At 75.3% G+C, this 16045-nt stretch carries 12 protein-coding genes; 5 read left to right on the plus strand and 7 right to left on the minus strand.

Annotated features, from left to right (window positions below):
- Positions 1 to 17: 17 nt before the first annotated feature.
- Positions 18 to 395, minus strand: coding sequence for a hypothetical protein (locus AC0AIB_RS13185; protein WP_328338900.1), 378 nt, complete (start codon positions 393 to 395; stop codon positions 18 to 20).
- Between the two features lie 177 nt (positions 396 to 572).
- Here AC0AIB_RS13185 and AC0AIB_RS13190 point away from each other — a divergent pair, with 177 nt between their 5' ends.
- Entirely contained in the window at positions 573 to 5147 is a 4575-nt protein-coding gene (locus AC0AIB_RS13190) for an ATP-dependent helicase (protein ID WP_465096750.1), read from the plus strand.
- Between the two features lie 11 nt (positions 5148 to 5158).
- On the opposite strand, the gene AC0AIB_RS13195 is transcribed toward AC0AIB_RS13190, so the two are convergent.
- A complete protein-coding gene (locus AC0AIB_RS13195; RefSeq protein ID WP_328338904.1) occupies positions 5159 to 5704 on the minus strand; it encodes a hypothetical protein in 546 nt (181 codons plus the stop codon).
- A 100-nt stretch (positions 5705 to 5804) separates the two neighbouring features.
- On the opposite strand from AC0AIB_RS13195, the gene AC0AIB_RS13200 reads away from it, so the two are divergent.
- Positions 5805 to 6599 carry an SAM hydrolase/SAM-dependent halogenase family protein gene (locus AC0AIB_RS13200; RefSeq protein WP_328338906.1) on the plus strand — a complete coding sequence of 265 codons (795 nt, stop codon included), beginning with the start codon at positions 5805 to 5807 and terminating at the stop codon, positions 6597 to 6599.
- A 42-nt stretch (positions 6600 to 6641) separates the two neighbouring features.
- The gene (locus tag AC0AIB_RS13205) at positions 6642 to 6884 is read left to right on the plus strand and encodes a CPCC family cysteine-rich protein (protein WP_084261072.1); all 243 of its coding nucleotides are present in this window, start codon (positions 6642 to 6644) and stop codon (positions 6882 to 6884) included.
- A 38-nt stretch (positions 6885 to 6922) separates the two neighbouring features.
- Here AC0AIB_RS13205 and AC0AIB_RS13210 read toward each other — a convergent pair whose 3' ends face one another.
- Positions 6923 to 8173: a hypothetical protein gene (locus AC0AIB_RS13210; RefSeq protein WP_465096751.1), complete on the minus strand. Its 1251-nt coding sequence runs from the start codon at positions 8171 to 8173 to the stop codon at positions 6923 to 6925.
- Positions 8174 to 8282: 109 nt separating this feature from the next.
- On the opposite strand from AC0AIB_RS13210, the gene AC0AIB_RS13215 reads away from it, so the two are divergent.
- Together AC0AIB_RS13215 and AC0AIB_RS13220 are read left to right on the plus strand one after the other, a co-directional pair.
- Entirely contained in the window at positions 8283 to 9095 is an 813-nt protein-coding gene (locus AC0AIB_RS13215; protein WP_328338912.1) for a DNA-formamidopyrimidine glycosylase family protein, read from the plus strand.
- A 138-nt stretch (positions 9096 to 9233) separates the two neighbouring features.
- Positions 9234 to 12929 (plus strand): hypothetical protein, encoded by a 3696-nt coding sequence (locus AC0AIB_RS13220; protein WP_465096752.1) that lies wholly within the window; start codon positions 9234 to 9236, stop codon positions 12927 to 12929.
- A 38-nt stretch (positions 12930 to 12967) separates the two neighbouring features.
- Here the strand turns inward: AC0AIB_RS13220 and pspM are convergent, their stop codons facing one another.
- From pspM to AC0AIB_RS13240, 4 genes are all read right to left on the minus strand, one after another.
- Positions 12968 to 13756, minus strand: a complete 789-nt coding sequence (gene pspM, locus AC0AIB_RS13225; RefSeq protein ID WP_465096753.1) for a phage shock envelope stress response protein PspM — start codon at positions 13754 to 13756, stop codon at positions 12968 to 12970.
- Positions 13757 to 13779: 23 nt separating this feature from the next.
- Positions 13780 to 14652 carry a PspA/IM30 family protein gene (locus AC0AIB_RS13230; RefSeq protein WP_328338918.1) on the minus strand — a complete coding sequence of 291 codons (873 nt, stop codon included), beginning with the start codon at positions 14650 to 14652 and terminating at the stop codon, positions 13780 to 13782.
- A gap of 188 nt (positions 14653 to 14840) precedes the next feature.
- On the minus strand, positions 14841 to 15284 hold the full coding sequence (locus tag AC0AIB_RS13235; protein WP_328338920.1) for a helix-turn-helix domain-containing protein: 444 nt from the start codon (positions 15282 to 15284) through the stop codon (positions 14841 to 14843).
- A gap of 166 nt (positions 15285 to 15450) precedes the next feature.
- Positions 15451 to 16026 carry a CinA family protein gene (locus AC0AIB_RS13240; protein WP_328338922.1) on the minus strand — a complete coding sequence of 192 codons (576 nt, stop codon included), beginning with the start codon at positions 16024 to 16026 and terminating at the stop codon, positions 15451 to 15453.
- Between the last annotated feature and the right edge of the window lie 19 nt (positions 16027 to 16045).

Here is a 16045-nt window from a genome sequence, read left to right on the forward strand (position 1 = left end):
GACCACACATGACGTGCTCAGCCGGGCGAGGCGTCGCCACCGGAGAGCACGGGAGCCAGGTCCCGGCGGGGCTCGGCCAGCAGGTCGGGGCGGCCGAGCTGGCGGGCCACCTTGTCGACCACCCGCTGGGCGACGGCGAGTGAGCGCACCGGGAGCAACTTGCCGCGGCTCTCCCGGCGGAGCACGAAGTAGTGCACGGCGACCCGCACCTGCCCCCGGTCGGCGGCGCTGGACTGGGCGGTGGAGACGACCAGCTCCCGCAGGCTGTCGGCGAGGCGCTCGGCAAGCGCCAACTCCGGGCCGCGCAGACTGGTCCGCAGGGCGGCGAGGTGCCCGTCCACCTTGCGGATGAGCACGTCCGTGCCGGGCGTCGGGCCACGCTCCTCGACGAACATCCGATTCCTTTCCCCGTTGCCACGTTTCCGGTGAAGTTACTTTATGTCGTTACTCACAAGCAAGCAGTTAAGTAAGACTTAACGCACTAAACGCATATTCCGCCTTTAGCTTCCAGCTGTCCGACAGAACGCCATCCGTTCCCACGGAATGTCGCCCCGTCGGGGCAGGATGGGTGCGTGACGGGGAAGCGGGGCACGGCAGACCAGACGCCAGCGGGGGCGGCAGTGCCCGCCGGCTTCGGGCCGGCCACCCGGGAATGGTTCACCGCCGCCTTCGCCACGCCCACCCCCGCCCAGCTCGGCGCCTGGCATTCGGTGGCTGCCGGCCGCAATGCCCTGGTCGTGGCCCCGACCGGCTCGGGCAAGACCCTCGCCGCGTTCCTCTGGTCGCTCGACCGGCTGGCCGACGCCCCACCTCCGGTCGACGCCCGGCAGCGCTGCCGGGTGCTCTACGTCAGCCCGCTCAAGGCGCTCGCGGTCGACGTCGAGCGCAATCTCCGCGCCCCGCTCGCCGGCATCCGGCAGGCGGCCACCCGGCTCGGCGTGACCCCACCGGACATCACCGTCGGGATGCGCACCGGCGACACCCCCGCCGACGAACGCCGGGCCTTCGCCCGTACCCCGCCGGACATCCTCATCACCACCCCCGAGTCGTTGTTCCTGCTGCTCACCTCGGCGGCCCGGGATTCGCTGCGCGGGGTCGAGACGGTCATCGTCGACGAGGTGCACGCGGTCGCCGGCACCAAGCGTGGCGCCCACCTGATGCTCTCCCTGGAACGCCTCGACGCGCTGCTGGCCCGGCCCGCCCAACGGATCGGCCTGTCCGCCACGGTCCGGCCGATCGACGCCTGCGCCCGGTTCCTCGGCGGTGCCCGCCCGGTCGACGTGGTGCAGCCGGCCACGCCCAAGACGATCGAGGTGAGCGTCCAGGTCCCGGTGGAGGACATGACCCGGCTCGACGAGACCGAGCAACCCCCGCCGGACGACCTGGGCGGTCCCGGTCCGCGCCGGGCCTCGATCTGGCCCGCGGTGGAGGAACGGGTCTTCGGGCTGATCCGGGCGCACCGCTCGACGATCGTCTTCACCAACTCCCGACGCAGCGCCGAGCGGCTCTGCGCCCGGCTCAACGAGCTGGCCACCGAGGAGGTGCCCGCCGCCGACGCCGGGCCGCCGGCCGAGGTGATGGCCCAGTCGGGTGCGGCGGCCGGCGCGGATGCGGTGATCGCCCGCGCCCACCACGGCAGCGTCTCGCGGGAGGAACGCAAACAGATCGAGGAGGCACTCAAGTCCGGCCGGCTGCCCGCCGTGGTGGCCACCTCCAGCCTGGAGCTCGGCATCGACATGGGGGCGGTCGACCTGGTGGTGCAGATCGAGGCCCCCCCGAGCGTCGCGGCGGGGCTGCAACGGGTCGGCCGGGCCGGGCACCAGGTGGGCGCGGTGTCCCGGGGGGTAGTCTTTCCCAAGCACCGGGGCGACCTGCTCTCCTGCACCGTGGTCGCGGAGCGGATGACGGCCGGTGCCATCGAGGAGCTGCACTATCCGCGCAACCCGCTCGACGTGCTCGCCCAGCAGGTCGTCGCCATGGTCGCCCTCGAACCGTGGTCGCTCGGCGACCTGGCGGTGCTGGTCCGCCGGGCCGCACCCTTCGCCGAGCTGCCCGACTCGGCGTTGCACGCCGTGCTCGACATGCTCTCCGGCCGCTACCCGTCGACCGCCTTCGCCGAGCTGCGTCCCCGGCTGGTCTGGGACCGGGCCACCGACGTGCTGACCGGCCGGCCGGGTGCCCAGCGCCTCGCCGTCACCAGCGGTGGCACCATCCCCGACCGGGGATTGTTCGGGGTCTTCCTGGCCGGGGCCGAGCGCGCCGCCCGGGTCGGCGAGCTCGACGAGGAGATGGTCTACGAGTCCCGGGTCGGCGACGTCTTCCTGCTCGGCTCGTCGTCCTGGCGGATCGAGGAGATCACCCCCGACCGGGTGCTGGTCTCCCCCGCTCCCGGCCAGGCGGCCCGGATGCCGTTCTGGAAGGGCGACCAGCTGGGCCGTCCGGTCGAGCTGGGGCGGGCCATCGGTGCCCGGGTCCGGGCGTTGCTGCGCCTCGACGACGACGCCGCCCTGACCGCGCTGCGCGCCGGCGGTCTGGACGACTGGGCGGCCGGCAACCTGATGGCGTACCTGCGGGAGCAGCAGGCCGCCACCCGCTCGCTGCCCGACGACCGGACGGTGCTGGTCGAGCGGTTCCGCGACGAGCTGGGTGACTGGCGGCTCGCCGTGCACAGTGTGCTCGGGGCCCGGGTCAACGGGCCGTGGGCGTTGGCCATCGGCCGCCGGCTGGCCGAACGCTACGGGGTGGACGCCCAGGTCATGCCCTCCGACGACGGCATCGTGGTGCGGCTGCCGGACACCGCCGAGGAACCGCCCGGCGCCGAGCTGGTGGTCTTCGAGCCCGACGAGATCGCCCAGCTGGTCGAGGAGTCGGTGGGCACCTCGGCGCTCTTCGCCGCCCGGTTCCGCGAGTGCGCCGCCCGGTCGCTGCTGCTGCCCCGGCGTGACCCGCGCCGCCGGCAGCCACTGTGGCAGCAGCGCCAACGCGCCGCCCAACTGCTCGACGTGGCCCGCGAGTACGCCGACTTCCCGGTCACCCTGGAGGCCGCCCGGGAGTGCCTGCAGGACGTCTTCGACCAGCCCGCCCTGGCCGGGTTGATGCGCGATCTGGCCAGCCGGAAGGTCCGCCTGGTCGAGGTGGCGAGCGAACGCCCCTCGCCGTTCGCCAGGTCGCTGCTCTTCGGCTATGTCGGGGCGTTCCTCTACGAGGGGGACGCCCCGTTGGCCGAGCGCCGGGCCGCCGCGCTGGCGCTGGACCCGACCCTGCTCGGGGAGTTGCTCGGCCGGGTGGACCTCCGCGAGCTGCTCGACCCGGCGGTGCTCGCCGAGACCGAACGGCAGCTGCGCTGGCGCACCGACCAGCGTCGTCCCCGCGACGCCGAGGACGTGGTCGAGCTGCTCCGGGTCGTCGGCGACCTGACCGAGGCGGAGCTGGCCGAGCGGGGCGTACCGGTGCAGTGGCCGGCGGAGCTGGCGGCGGCCCGGCGGGCGCTGCGGGTCCGGATCGCCGGCGAGGAACGCTGGGTGGGCATCGAGGACGCCGCCCGGCTGCGCGACGCGCTCGGGGTGGCCCTGCCGGTGGGGGTGGCCGAGGCGTACCTGTCGCCGGTGGCCGACCCGCTCGGCGACCTGGTCGCCCGGTACGCCCGTACCCACGGGCCGTTCGCCGCCGCGACCTGCGCGGCCCGGTTCGGGCTCGGGGTGTTCGTGGTGGAGCAGGCGTTGCGTCGGCTCGCCGCGACCGGGCGGGTGGTGGCCGGCGAGTTCGCCCCGGACACCGTGGGCACCCAGTGGTGCGACGCCGAGGTGCTGCGGCTGCTGCGCCGGCGGTCGCTCGCCGCGCTGCGCCGGGAGATCGAGCCGGTGCCGCCCCGGGTGCTGGCCACCTTCCTGCCCCGCTGGCAGCAGGTCGGTTCGTCGGCGCGTGGGGTGGAGGCGGTGGCCGCCGCGGTCGAGCAGTTGCAGGGCTCGGCGGTGCCGGCGTCGGCGTGGGAGCGGTTGGTGCTGCCCGCCCGGGTCGCCGACTACTCCCCCGCCCAGCTCGACGAGCTGTGCGCCGGTGGTGAGGTGGTGTGGGCCGGGTCGGGGGCGATCTCCGGCGGTGACGGCTGGCTCACCCTGGCGTACGCGGACGTCGCGCCGCTGCTGCTCCCCCCGCCGGACGACGCGTTCGCCGGCACCCCGCTGCACGCCGCCGTGCTGGACGCGCTCGCCGACGGGCAGGCGCTGTTCTTCCGTTCGCTGTCCGACCGGGTGGGTTCGACAGACGACACCGCGCTGACCGCGGCGATCTGGGACCTGGTCTGGGCGGGGCAGCTCACCAACGACACCCTCGCCCCGCTGCGGGCGGCGCTCGGCGCGGGCGGGGCGCACCGGTCCCGTCCGGCCGCCCCGCGGACCCGCTACCGCCGCCCGGGTCGGGTGGCGCTGCCCAGCCGGGGAGGTCCGCCCACGGTGGCCGGGCGCTGGTCCCGGCTGCCGGAGCGGGACACCGACCCGACCCGACGGGCCGCCGCCCTGGCCGATCTGCTGCTCGACCGGCACGGGGTGGTGACCCGGGGCGCGGTGGTGGCCGAGCAGGTGACAGGCGGTTTCGCCGCCGTCTACCCGGTGCTCGCCGCGCTGGAGGAGCGCGGCGCGGCCCGCCGGGGCTACTTCGTGGAGGGGCTCGGCGCGGCACAGTTCGCGGTGCCCGGCGCGGTGGACCGGCTGCGGGCGCTCGCCGATCCGGCCGACCGTGCCCGGGACCGGGGCGACGGGCCGACCACTGTGCTCGCCGCCACCGACCCGGCCAACCCGTACGGCGCGGCGCTGCCCTGGCCGGAGCGGGCCGTCGACTCCGGTGACGGCGCCGCACCGGGCACCGGACACCGGGCCGGTCGCAAGGCCGGGGCGGTGGTGGTCCTTGTCGGTGGTGAGCTGGCCCTCTACGTCGAGCGGGGCGGGCGGACGATCCTCTCCTTCACCGACGACGCCGACGCGCTGGCCGCCGCCGGCAAGGCGCTCGCCGGCGCGGTGCACTCCGGGGCGTTGGGGGCGATGTCGGTGGAACGGGCCGACGGCGAGGCGGTGCACTCCTCACCGCTGCGCGACGCGCTCACCGCCGCCGGTTTCCGGGCCACCCCCCGCGGCCTGCGCCTGCGCGGCTGACACGGGGCGGCTCAGCTCAGCTTGGCCAGCACGTCGTTGTAGCGCTTCTGCTCGGCGGCGCTGGTCTTGGTGCCCAGGTAGTTGAGCACCACGGCACCGGCCCGGTACGCCTTGGCCCCCCACAGGTCCGTCTGGTTGGTGGCGGCGGCCTCGTCGGGGAAGACGTAGACGGCGACGGTGTCGGTGACCAGCAACTGGGCGCAGCCGATCCCCGTACCGTCGGGTCCGCAGTCCTTGGAGCGGTCCTGCGGGTCGGGCACCTTCAGCCCGGCGGCCTGGAACGCTTCGACCACCTTGCGGGCCGCGGGGGCGCCCTTGTCCTTGGTCGGCCTCACGAACGGCGGGGTGGAGGGGCTCTCCGACGGCGTGACGCCCGGCTTCGCGGCCTTCGGTGCGCCTTCCGTCGGGGCGGCCTCACTGGTGGCAGGCGCTTTCGACCGGCCGTCGGCCCAGGCCCCGCCGTCCCGCTCGTCGGCGGGGTCGTCGCCGCACCCGGCCAGGGCCAGGGCGATCAGGACGGTGGCGGTCGCGGAGAGGATACGAAGGCGTTTCGTCACCCCGGCAGTCTGCCGAACCCGGTCCGTGGGCGGCGCCGGCCGGTCGGCCGATCGGGGTGTCCGGTCAGTGGTAGGGCGGTCGCCGCACTAGCCTGCCGGGATGACCCCGACCGCCTGGATCTCGTTGACCACCGACTACGGACTCGCCGACGGGTTCGTGGCCGTCTGCCACGGGGTGATCGGCCGGATCGCCCCGGCGGCACGGGTGATCGACGTGACCCACCTGGTGCCGGCGGGGGACGTCCGCCGGGGCGCGGCGGTGCTCGCCCAGGCCGCACCGCACCTGCCGTACGCGGTGCACGTGGCGGTGGTGGATCCGGGGGTCGGCACGCCCCGGCGGGCGGTGGCGCTGGTCACCCCCGGCGGGCTGCTGGTGGGGCCGGACAACGGGGTGCTGCTCGCGGCGGCGCGGGCGTTGGGCGGGGTGACCTCGGCGGTCGAGTTGACCGCGCCGGGGTGGCTGGCCGCGGAGGTGTCCCGCACGTTCCACGGCCGGGACGTCTTCGCCCCGGTGGCGGCCCGGCTGGCCCTCGGCGACCGGCTGACCGGGGCCGGCCCGCAGGTCGACCCGGCCACCCTGGTGACGCTGCCCCCGCCGGTGCTGCGCCGGGAGGCGGACGGCTTCACCGCCGAGGTGCTCACCGTGGACCACTTCGGCAACGTGCAGCTCGCCGCCGGGGCCGACCTGCTGGCGACGGTGCCCGAGGCGGTGGAGGTCGCCGGCCGCCCGGCGGTGCGGGGGCGGACCTTCGGCGACGTGCCGGCCGGGGCGCTTGTCGTGCTCGTCGACTCCGCCGGTCTGGTCGCGGTGGCCTGCAACGGCGGCCGGGCGGTGGACCTGCTCGGGGTCGCCCCGGGCACGACTGTCACGCTACGAGGTCGTATCAGGGGGTGAGCTGCGCTCCCTGCCCGACGTCCGGTGTGGAATGCTGCTGCGGTGGGTGAAGTGTGGGTTCCGGTGGGCTGTCCCTGTTGTGCGTCGCGGACGGGTGGGGGCACCTGTCCGGTCTGCTTCTGGACCGATGACGGCCAGGGTGACGCCGATGCCGACGTGGTGCGGGGCGGGGCGAACGGTGAGCTGAGTCTCACCCACGCCCGGCTGAACTTCGCCGTGTACGGCGCCAGTCATCCCCGCTACCAGGACATGGTCCGTCCGCCCCGCCCGGACGAGCGGCCCTGAACGGTCCCGACGGCGTCGGGTCGCCGGCGGCGCACCGGTCAGCAGGGTGACACGGTGCCGCCGTACACGGTGGACACGTAGGCGTGGCTGACGTACTGGCCGCCGGCCAGCCGGTTCCACCGGTTGGTGGTCCGGTACGTCCCGACCACCGTCTGCCCGCTGACGTAGCACTGGATCGGCACGTGGGCGTACGTGGCGGCGAGCCCCCGGCTGGGGTACGCGGTGCCGGGGCCGGTGCGGATGTTGAGCGGCCCGGAGCCGATCACGCCGCGCGGGCCGGTGCCGGTCCACAGGTACGTCACGTCGACCCAGGCGTTGTCGGTCAACAGCAGGCCGTCCCAGAAGGTGCCGTCGGCGAGGTCGATGCCGGCCGGGTTGAGCACGGTACGCCCGAACTGGTCCCGGCCGCCGTGGTAGCCGTACTGGTAGGCGGCCTGCGCCTCGGGTAGCCCCTGCGGCAGGCCCTTCCAGTTCTCCCGGACGGCGGCGGGGTTCCAGTAGTCGTCACGGGTGTTCCACGGGCCGACGTCCCAGACCGGCGCGTACTCGCAGCGGCTGCCGCTGGTGGTGCAGACCCGCACGGTGTAGTCGCCGCTGTTGAGCGGGGAGAGCCCGCGCCGGGACGGCAGCGCGACGAAGTGGTCCCGGGGTTGGATGGTGCGGCCGTTGGCGGTCACCCCGCCGACCTCGCCCTCCCGGGTGGCGAAGACCCGGTAGCTGCGTACGGCGGTGGGGGCGGGCGTCGGGGCGGCGGTGGTGTCGGCGGTGAGCTGGACCGCGCGTACCGAGGCAGTGGCCTTCGGGTCCCGGGTGGTGAGCAGCACCCGGGCCTGGACCCGGGTGACCGGTCGGTCGAAGACGGCCGGCGCGGTGCCGGTCTCCTGCCACTCGGTCCAGCCGGCGGCCTGCCAGCCCCGCACCTGGACGCCGACGGCGGCACCGGTGGACGCCTCGGCGGTGAGCTCGGCGCGGAGCCGGTTGGCCGGGCCGGCGAGGGTCCGCGCGGGGGCGAGCAGCGCCCCCTCGGCCACCGGCGCGCCCAGCGCGGCGGGCCGGTTGCGCCGGGTCGGGTGGGCGTCGGCCAGGCGCAGCCGGCCGGCACCGAACCGGACGTTGACGTCGTCACCGCCACCGACGGCCAGGTCGAGCGACCAGCGCTCGCCGACGGCGGGCAGGGCGGGGGCGCGGGGTGCGGCGGTCGCGGTGGCCGGGGTGAGACCACCGGCCAGGGTCACGGTCAGCAGGCAGACAAGCAGGGACGACGGGGTACGACAGGAGCCGATGGCCATAAGGTTCTCCTCAGAACCCCCTAATAGTCCATTTTTCATAGATCGGCGGGAAGCACCCTAACAAATAGCGACACATGCGAATTCTGTTCGGCCGAGGGAGGATGTCGGGGTGCCCGAAGGAGACACCGTCTGGAACACCGCCCGCGTCCTGCACCGGGCGCTCGCCGGCACCCGGCTCACCGGCAGCGACTTCCGGGTGCCCGCGCTCGCCACCACCGACCTGTCCGGCTGGACGGTGCGCGAGTCGGTCAGCCGGGGCAAACACCTGCTGCTCCGGCTGACCGCACCACCCCAGGCGACCCCGACCGCCGACTGGACGCTCCACTCCCACCTGCGGATGGACGGCGCCTGGCGGGCGTATGTCCCGGGGGAACGCTGGACGGCCCGGCCGGCACACCTGATCCGGGTGGTGCTGCGCAGCCCGGAGGCGGTGGCGGTCGGTTACCACCTGCACGAGCTGGCCCTACTGCCCACCGTCGAGGAGGAGGGCCTGCTCGGGCACCTCGGCCCCGACCTGCTCGGCCCGGACTGGGATCCGGCCGAGGCGGTCCGCCGGCTCGCCGCCGCGCCCGGGACGACCATCGGCGAGGCGCTGCTGGACCAGCGCAACCTGGCCGGGGTGGGCAACCTCTACAAGTGCGAGCTGCTGTTCCTGCGCGGGCTCTCCCCGTGGACGCCGGTCGGCGCGGTGCCCGACCTGCCCGGCACGGTGGCCCTGGCCCAGCGGCTGCTCGCCGCCAACCGGGGCCGGTGGACCCAGAGCACCACCGGCTCGCTACGCAGGGGGCAGACCAGCTACGTCTACGGCCGGCGGGCCCAGCCGTGCCGCCGCTGCGGCACCGCCATCGGCAAGGAGGAGCTGGGCGAACGGGTCACCTACTGGTGCCCGACCTGCCAGCCGCCGCCCGCCGGGCCCCGCTGACCCCGGGGCCGGCGGGTCACCAGGCCCGCGACCGGACGGCCGGCACGGGCCCGGTCGCCCCGCCGCACCCTCCCGCGTAGCGGGACGACACGGCAGACACGGACGAATGGGTAATTCCTATCCGGCCGTCCAGGTTGCATGCTGCGGTGGAGTGCTCACCGTTCGTCACCACCGGACGCGACCGCCCACCACGCCGGGGTGGGGGTCGGCGCGTCCCCGTGCCCGGGGAGAGCCATGGCCCTGTTCCGTAGACTGCGCCCCCACTGGACGACCCGGGTCGTCCGCACCGACCGCCCCGCCGTGCCGACGGCCCGCAGCGGCGAACCCGATGGTCCCGCCCCGGCGAGCCTCGACCCGGCCGCCGTGCCGCGCTGTTTCGGCCCGGTGCCCAACTTCGCCGGCAGTCCGCTGCCGGTGCGCGATTCGCAGGGCCGGGTGGTCACCGGCACCGGCCTGCGCAAGTTCGTCGACGCGCTCCCCCTGCCCGGTCCGTCGGGCCGCACCGAGTTGGGCGGGTACCTGCCGATCGCCACCCCGGACACGGTCAGCTGGCCGGGCTGCGACTACTACGAGATCGGGCTGTCCGAGTACACCCAGCGACTGCACCGGGACCTGCCCACCACCCGGCTGCGCGGCTACCGCCAGCTCAACCTGGGTACCGACCCGGACGGACACAACACCGTCGCGCCACCGGAGCGGGCCTACCACCTCGGGCCCCTGATCATGGCGCGGCGGGGACGGCCGGTGCGGGTCAAGTTCATCAACCAGCTCCCCACCGGTCCGGCCGGGGACCTGTTCCTCCCGGTGGACACCGGCCTGCAGGGGGCCGGAGCGGGGCCCCTGGAGGGACCGGCGCCCTATCCGCAGAACCGGGCCGTGCCCCAGTTGTCCGGCGCGCACACCGGCTGGATCAGCGCCGGCAACCCGTGGCAGTGGGTGGCCCCGGCCGGGGAGATCACCCCGTACCCGACCGGGCCGGGCCTGGTCCACGTGCCGGACATGCCGCCACCGGGGGCGGGCGCCACCACGCTGTACTACCCGAACGCGCAGAGCGGCCGGCTGATGTGCCTGCAGGACAACACCCTCGGGCTGTCCCGGTTGACCGTGCTGTCCGGTCAGCTCGCCCTCTACCTGCTCACCGACCCGGCCGAGGAGGAGCTGACCGCCGACGGGGTGCTCCCCGCCGACCAGCTCCCCCTGGTGATCCAGGACCGGACCTTCGTCCCCGACGACGCCCAGCTCGCCGCCGAGGATCCCACCTGGGACCGGGAGCGCTGGGGTGCCCGGGGCAACCTGTGGCACCCGCACGTCTACCAGCCCCGGCAGGACCCGTACCGGGACAGCGGGCGCAACCCCACCGGGCGCTGGGACTACGGCCCGTGGCTGCCCGGCGGGGAGGGGCGGGACGAGCCCCGGGTCGGCCCGGTGGACAACCCGCACCACGATCCGGTGGCCGCGCCGCAGGAACCCCCGCAGGCCCCCGGGGTACCGCACCCCAGCGCCGTGCCCGAGGCGTACGGGGACACCATGCTGGTCAACGGGGTCGCCTACCCGTACCTGCGGGTGCGGCCGACGGCGTACCGGTTCCGGATCGTCAACGGATGCGCCGACCGGGCCCTCAACCTCCAGCTCTACCGGGCCCGCTCGGACGGGCCGATGTGGCGGGCCGACGGGAGTCTCGCCGACGCCGACGCCGGCGAGGTGCCGATGGTGGACGCCGTGCGCGCCCCCGGCCGGCCGGCGGACTGGCCCACCGACGGCCGCGACGGTGGGGTGCCCGATCCGGCCGCCGCCGGCCCGCCCATGATCCAGATCGGCAACGAGTGCGGGTTGCTCCCCGCCCCGGTGGTGGTGCCGAACCGCCCGGTCGGCTACCGGTACGACCGCCGCGACCCGACAGTGCTCAACGTGGACTCCGCCGCACTGCTGCTCGCCCCGGGCGAACGCGCCGACGTGGTCGTGGACTTCGCCACCCTGCCGCCCGGCGCGACGGTGCTGCTCTACAACGACTGCCCGGCCCCGCTGCCCGGCTCCGACCCCCGCTACGACAGGCACACCGACGCCCCGGACCAGCGCGCCGAGGGCGGTGGCCCGGCCACCCTGCCCGGGTACGGACCGAACACCCGTACCCTGCTCCAGTTCCGGGTGACAGGCACCCCCGGCCCCCGGTACGACCTGGACCGGCTGGCCGACCGGCTGCCCGTCGCGTACGCGGCCAGCCAGCGCCCGCCGATCGTGCCGCAACCGGAGTACGACCGGGCGTTCGGCACCACCACCGCCCGGGGTGTGGTCGCCCCCGCGTACGCCACCTCGGTCACCTTCACCCCGCCCGGCGGCACCGGACCGGTCACCCTGCCGGTCCAGGTGAAGACAGTCGGCACGGTCTTCGAGCCGGAGTACGGGCGGCGGGCCGGCCGGCTCGGCGTGCCCCACCCGAACGCCGGGCCGCTCGGCCCGGCCACCCTGCCGCTCGGCCCGGTCGACCCGGCGACCGAGATCCTCGTCGCGGCCGACCCGACGGCCGGGGCGGGCGGGCCCGCCGACGGCATCCAGCTGTGGCGGATCCGCGGCACCGGCCGGCAGACCCACCCGGTCCGCTTCGACGGCTGCGACGTGCAGGTGGTCAACCGGATCGGCGGGGACGGCACGGTCCGCGCCCCGGACGGCGGCGAGTCGGGCTGGAAGCAGACCGTCCGGGTCAACCCGGCCGAGGACGTCGTGGTGGCCCTGCGACCCGAGGTGCCGCCGCTGCCGTTCAAGGTCGCCGACAGCCTCCGGCTGCTCGACCCGACCCGACCCGCCGGGGTACGGCTCGACACCACCCCGGTCAGCCCGTGCGACGGCCGGCCTGCGGCGGTGGTCAACCAACAGGTCAACCTGGGCTGGGAGTTCCGCTGGTCCAGTGCTGCGGCGGGGCTGCGGGACCTGGGCATGAGTCGACCGCTGGTGCTACGGGTCTCGCCCCGCGCGTCGACCGGGCTGACCGCGACCCCGGTGCCCGGCTCGGCGACCGCGCTGCCGGCGATCGCGCTCGCCTGGACAGGCAACGGCAGCCGGCCTGCGGCCACCAGCCACCTGCTCCAGCGGGCCACCGACGCCGGCTTCGGCACCGGACTGACCGCCATCACCGTGGCGGCGACGGCGACCCGCTACACCGACGCCACGATCACCCCGGGCGTCACCTACCACTACCGGATCCGGGCCGAGAACGCCGCCGGCTGCTCGACCTGGTCGAACAGCAGCCCGGCGTCGGTACGCCTGCCCGCGCCGAGCGGGCTGGCCGCGACGGTGCCGCCCGCGGCACCCCTGCGGGTGGCGTTGCGCTGGACGAACCGCTCCTTCGCCACCGGTCTCGACGTGCAGCGGGCCACCAACCCGACCTTCACCAGCGGTCCGGGCACCACCGCCGTCCCGGTGGCCGACCGCCATCTCGATACGGCGATCGCCCCGGACACCACGTACTACTACCGGGTCCGGACCACGTACCTCGGTGCGGCGTCACCGTGGTCGACGGTGGCGACGGTGACCACCCCGCCCGTGCCGGAGGTGCCGACCGGCCTCGCCGCGACTGTCGGCGTCCCCGCGCCGGACACCGCGACGGTGTCGTTGACCTGGGCGGCGAGGCTGCCGCCCGGCCCGGGGGCCGGGTTCGTGGTGCAGCGTGCGGTGGACCCGCAGTTCGGCCGGGAGCTGGCCGGCTTCACCGTCACCGGCCGGAGCTTCACCAACACCGGGCTGGCCCGGGGCGTCACCTACCACTACCGGGTCCGCTCGGTCAACGTGGTGGGCAGCTCCCCGTGGACCGCACCGCTGCCGATCAGCACGCCGTGCTGAGGGTCAGCGGGGCGGGGTGCCGGCCGGCCCGGCGGAACTCACCGGGCGGGGGCGCGCAGGGGATCGCCGACGGTGCGCAGCTCGGCCAGGGCGGAGGCGACGCCGTGCAGCAGGTCGGTCGCCTCCATCAGCCGGGCGGCGGCCGGGTCGGCGACGACCTCCGGGTGGGCGTCCTCGGCCACGTAGCCGGCGGCGGCGACGACCAGCCCCTCGTAGGCGGTCACCCCGGTGACCAGCTGGTCGAGCAGGGCCCGGTGGGCCTCGGCGAGCCGGGGCCGGGCCTCCGGCGGGGCGAGCCGCAGGGCCCGTTCCACGCCGGCCGTCCGGTCGGCCAGGTCCCGCAGCGAGCGGTCGGCGGCGGCGGCCTCCAGCACCGCCGGCTCGGCCAGACCGGTCAGCCGGGGCGCGATCCCGGCCAGGGTGAGCGCGGCCCGGTCCAGCCGGGCCCACGACTCGGCGGCGGAGGTACCGCGCAACGCCAACCTGGAGCGGAACCGGCGGGCCTCGGCCAGCACCCCGGGGCCGACCGGTAGTCGTTCGACGGCGGCGACCAGCCGGGCCCGGGACCGGGCGGCGGCCTCGGCCGGATCGAGGGCGGGCGGGGCCGGGCGGGCGGCGAGCGCCCGCAGGTCGACCCAGCGCCAGGCGGCCAGCGCGACGGCGCTGCCCGCCGCGCCGGCCCAGGCCGCATCGGCCAACCCCAGCCCGGCGTACGGGGTCAGCACGGCCGTCGCACCGGTGAGCCCACCCGCCAGTACGCTCCACCGGCGCGCGGAACGCCGCAGCCGGTCCAGTCGACGGAAGTGTCGCGTTCGCTCGTCGGCCACCCGTACCTCCTCGTGCCGGCCGTTCAGCTGGCGGTGGTGTCCCCCACGCCGCGGTCGCGGCTCATGCTGGCCCGGATCTCGTCCAGTCGGGCGGCGGCGGCCGGGTCGGACGCCGGAGCTGCCGGCTGGCCCTGCTGCTGCGCCGCCGGCTGCTCCTGCCGACCGCCGAGCTGGTCACCGGCCATGCTGGCCCGGATCTGCTCCAGCCGGGACGAGCCGGCGCTGTCCAGGGTCGACTTCTGGATCTCCAGCATCCGCCCCTCGACGGAGTTGCCGGCCAGTTCGGCCCGACCCATCGCGTTGGCGTAACGGCGTTCGACGCGGTCGCGCACCTCGTCCAGGGAGGGGGTGTTGGTGGGCGCGGTCAGCGAGGACATCGACTCCAGCGAACGGGCCACGCTCTCCTGCATCTTGGCCTGCTCGAGCTGGCTGAGCAGCTTGGTGCGCTCGGCGAGCTTCTGCTGGAGGATCATGGAGTTGTTCTCGACCGCGCGGCGGGCCTGGGCGGCGGCACCGAGCGCCTGGTCGTGCAGGGTCTTGAGGTCTTCGGTGGCCTGCTCGGCAGAGACCAGCTGGGTGGCGAGCACCTGGGCCGACTGCTCGTAGCGACCGGCCTCGGCCTCGTCGCCCTTGGCCCGGGACTGGTCGGCGAGGACCAGCGCCTGCCGGGCGTTGCCCTGGAGCCGCTCGACCTCGGTCATCTGCCGGGAGAGCTTCATCTCCAGCTGACGCTGGTTGCCGATCACCGCCGCCGCCTGCTGGACCAGCGCCTGGTGCTGGCGCTGCGCCTCCTCGATGGCCTGCTGGATCTGCACCTTCGGATCGGCGTGCTCGTCGATCTTGGCACCGAAGAGCGCCATCAGGTAGTGCCAGCCCTTGACGAACGGGTTCGCCATCTCCGCGGTATCCCCTCAGTAGCGTCGCTGCGCCTCGGCCACACCGGGGGGCCGGACGGGCCGCACGGCGCGCCCCCATCGTCGCAGCCGGACGCCAGCAGGGCCGTTCGTACCGCGGGAGGTGCCCCGGCGGCCTGCGATCAACACTACGCGGCGTCGGCCAGCCCGGCCACGGGGACGGACGGCGGTCAGGCGGCGCAGACCACGTCGCGGTCGCTGGGACGGACCCGGGCGCTGCGCAGGGTGGCCTTCAGCGGGGAGTCCTGGCGGACCGAGACGGCAACCGCGCCGTCGGTGGTCACCTGGCGCACACCCCGGCCGGTGGCCTTGCGCACGGCGCCGGCGGGCCCGGCGGCGGCCGGCTCGTCCTGCACCGGCAGGAGCACACCCGGCAACTGCTCGGCGAGTGCGACGGTGTCGCTCACCTCCCGCAGCAGCTCCGACAGGCGGGCACCGAGCGCGTCACAGATGGCGGCGAGCAGCTCGCTGGAGGGTTCCTTCTGGCCGCGCTCGATCTCGGACAGGTAGCCGAGGCTGACGTTGGCGGCGGTGGAGACCTCGCGCAGGGTGCGGTGCTGACCCTGGCGTCGCGCGCGAAGTGCGTCACCGATCACCCGGCGTAGCAGGACCATCGCACCTCCCCCTGAACGGGATTCACTCTCCGCGCGGACGATCGCCCGCGTCGGACGCGGTGGACCGCGCCGCCGCCGACGCCGTACGCCGGAGCCTTCCCGCAACCGTACCCGTTGGCCGGCCCGGCGACATCCCACCCCGCCTGTCGGATCTGGACAAGGCCGGTCAGCGCCGGCCCGCGCCGGCCGGCGGGACGGTGGTCGGCGACCCCGGTACCGAGGCTGGCCCGGCCTCCGGGAAGGCCCTGTGGATCCGCGCCGCGAGCAGGCGTAACGCCTCGATCACCGTGGCCGCCCGGATGTGGTCCCGGCCCCCGTCGAGGTCGAGCCGACGGACCACCGGGCCGCCCGGCCCGGCCACCGCGACATAGACCAGACCGACCGGTCTGCCGTCCTGCGGCTCGGGACCGGCCACCCCGGTGGTGGCCAACCCCCAGTCGGCGTCGCACCGCCGCCGGCCGCCCTCCGCGAGGGCGATGGCCACGTCCGGATCGACGGGTCCGCGTTCGGCAAGCAACTCCTCGGGTACGTCGGCCAGCCGCGCCTTCAGCTCGGTGGCGTAGGTCACCAGGCCACCCCGGTAGACGGAGCTGACCCCGGCGATCCCCACGATCGCGGCGGCCAGCAGCCCTCCGGTCAGGGACTCGACGGTGGCCAGGGTCTGCTGTCGCTCGTGCAGGCTGTGCACCACGCCCGCAGCCGGGCTGCCCACGGGTCGCTCGTGCTTCGCATCGGTCCCCATGCCGTCCTCCTTCCCCCGG

It is taken from the genome of Micromonospora sp. DSM 43699, assembly GCF_055517075.1.